Origin of the sequence: uncultured Methanobrevibacter sp. (assembly GCF_937898925.1) — an archaeon.
In the GTDB taxonomy this organism is placed as follows: domain Archaea; phylum Methanobacteriota; class Methanobacteria; order Methanobacteriales; family Methanobacteriaceae; genus Methanobrevibacter.
The window spans coordinates 1-2,824 of the sequence record NZ_CALDKF010000016.1 but is presented as its reverse complement, the minus strand read 5'-3'; the positions used below and the strand labels follow the sequence as shown (position 1 = coordinate 2,824).

The 2,824-nt window shown below is 28.3% G+C and carries 4 protein-coding genes; 1 reads left to right on the top strand and 3 read right to left on the bottom strand.

What is annotated here, in order from left to right:
- Positions 1-436: M3 family metallopeptidase (locus Q0409_RS01425; protein WP_298534300.1), on the bottom strand; the 436-nt coding region annotated here is incomplete at its 3' end.
- Positions 426-767, bottom strand: coding sequence for a helix-turn-helix domain-containing protein (locus Q0409_RS01420; RefSeq protein ID WP_298534296.1), 342 nt, complete (start codon positions 765-767; stop codon positions 426-428). The genes Q0409_RS01425 and Q0409_RS01420, both read right to left, overlap by 11 nt.
- A gap of 382 nt (positions 768-1,149) precedes the next feature.
- On the opposite strand from Q0409_RS01420, the gene Q0409_RS01415 reads away from it, so the two are divergent.
- Positions 1,150-1,995, top strand: a complete 846-nt coding sequence (locus Q0409_RS01415; RefSeq protein WP_298534293.1) for a winged helix-turn-helix domain-containing protein — start codon at positions 1,150-1,152, stop codon at positions 1,993-1,995.
- A gap of 125 nt (positions 1,996-2,120) precedes the next feature.
- Here Q0409_RS01415 and Q0409_RS01410 read toward each other — a convergent pair.
- On the bottom strand, positions 2,121-2,824 hold a 704-nt coding region (locus Q0409_RS01410), incomplete at its 5' end, for a hypothetical protein (protein WP_298534291.1).

Below are 2,824 nucleotides of genomic sequence, written 5' to 3'. Positions count from 1 at the left end.
TAGTCGTCTTCATAAGATACTTGTAGAGAAGCACCTCGTTGACCGTTGATGCAACCTCTGCTACGAAGATCTTATAATCTGCCTTTTCCTGAGGCTGATTTCTCTCGGAGAAATAGGAGTGCATTGCATGACCTAATTCATGAGCTAAAGTAAATCTTTGTCTGCCTTTAGACATGTTGGAATTAATGCAAATAAACATATCCTTAGAGGATTGTTCATTGGAGCCTTTTATTTCCTTTAATTCATTTAAATCAATGCCATTTATATCCTTAATGCACATTCCACTTGTATTATCAGACATTGGATAAAAAAGAATGGTTAAATCAGGCAATTTAGATAGAACTATAGAGAACAAATCAATTGGACTGTAAGGATTCAAATCCCAGTCTCTTCTTAATTCCACTGCCAAGGAATTCAATTTGATCTTATCTCTCATCAGAATCACCCTCGTTTAATTCATTTAAGAATCGCATATTCATGATAATCTTATGCACTGAAGAAATGCAATCCAAATCCTGTTTAGCTGCATTTTTTGATCTGAATGAAAAATTGATTGAATTATATTCATCGCTTTTGCAAAGAATGTAGGAATCACTGCATCCATAAAGTGAACATAACTTATCAAGGAGAGATAAATTCAAATTACGATTACCAGATTCAATCTGAGACAATAAGGGCTGTGAAATCCCCAAATAACTTGCTAAATCAGATTGAGATAATCCTTTGGACTCTCTAAGTTCCTGTAATCTTTTACCTATCTTTTTCATAGAATCACTTAATATCTCTAATATTATTTTAGTAATAAAAATATATAAATATATCGATTAAAATATTACAAATAATTTTTTTAAGCAAAATTTTTAAAATGATTTTTTTATTTAAATTTAATAATCTTTAATTAAATTAAAAAATATTTATCAATAGTTAATATTTTTTAAAAAAAATAAGTTAAAATGAATGAATTATAAAAATTATTACTATTATAATAAAAAAAATAAAAATAAATAAAAAATAAGGATTATTACAAAATCAAATATTACCATTTTTATCAAAATAATTAATTAAATAGTAAAATTACTAATAAATTACTAATAAAATTAAATAATTAAAAATACAAATTACTATATAAGCAAGAATAGGAGAAATAATATGGCAATTCCAGAAACCTATGATTTAGTTTTACCTTTACTTGAGATAATCAAAGACAAGGATGAATATAAAGTTCAGGAAATAACAGAAGAAGTGATGGATTACATTGACATTTCAGATGAAGATAAGGAAATCAGATTACCTAATAATGAACCTGTAATAAATTCCAGAATCAGCACTGCAAACACTTACCTTAAAAAAGCTGAATTGATTGAATCAAATAGATTTATGTATTACAATATTACAGAGGAAGGGTTGAAAGTATTGGATGACAATCCAGATAAGATAACTGAAGAAGATTTGATGGAATATGATGGATTTAGAGAATACAAGAATGTATTTATCCATGATGATACTAAAGATCTTGACATTAATGAATTGAATCCAACAGACGCCTTAAGGGAAAGCTTTAAAAAGCAAATGGAAAGTGTTCAAAAAGAGATTGAAGAAGATATGAAAGAAGATAATAAAAAGGCACAAAATAAAAAATACTTCCAATCCAAGGAATATGAAGATTCAAATAAGGTCTTCGGTATTAAGGCAAATAGAGAAAAGATAAAAGATAAAGAAGATGATGAGGAATACTCTAAATGCCATCATAAAAAGCATAGGCATGGAAAAGGTAAAGGAAAATGCCACCACAACCATGATAAAGACAAATGCAGATGTCATAAGCATGGATATGGCAAATGCAAATGCCATCATAAAAAAGTGGTTTTCAATATTGAATTCTCACCTGCAGAGGAATTATTGAACTATGCGGAACTCTTTGAAAAAGGATATTTAACTAAAGAAGAGTTTGAAAAGAAAAAAGAAGAATTATTGAATATTGAATATAAAATATAAGAAAAAAAGAATTATTAAAGATTGATTATCGATAATCAATCTTATTTACTATTTTTAAATATTTTTAATTATTTTAAATTAAAATTAATATTGTAATTATTTTAAAAATTTTAAAATAACTATTTTTAAAGCATTTCACAGTAAATGTTTACTGCATTTTTAACCATTTCATCTTTAGATTTATTGTAAGCATCCTCTAAATAGAATGAAACTTCAGTTCCTTCATAGATGTAGTCCTTATCATCCTTGAATTCATAGGCCTTGAAATAGTAGGATTTGCCATTTGCCTTGATGAATCCTGCTTTTCCATCATTTAATACCTTGTCAATGACACCATATTGCCTTTCCTGACCAAAGTATTTCATGCTGATCCACATGTTTTCATATTCCTTGAATAAAGACTTGAAGTCTGTATTTTCCAAATCAAGACCATAACTACCTAATAAATCCTTTAATTCATCATCGATTGGCCATTCCTTAGCGTTACGAATAACATAATACATGTATTTATTCATTATTGCCTCATCTTCAAAGCCTTTGATTTCCAAAATGTCTCCAACTAAAGAGAATAGGTTCACTTTGCTTTCAATCTTTCCATCACGAGCCAATATTCCTTTAGCAGCCCATTTCAAGGATTCATCAAATTCCTCTTTGAAGAAGTAATTTTCAGCCATATCCCTTGAGATATACCAGTCCTTCTTGGTTTTGTAGATGTCCTTTAAGAACTCAATGGAATCATCATATTCCCCTAATTCCTTATATGATTTAGCTATTCTTAATTTAAACCAGACATCATTGTTATTGTTGAATTCTGGAATAGTAACCAATG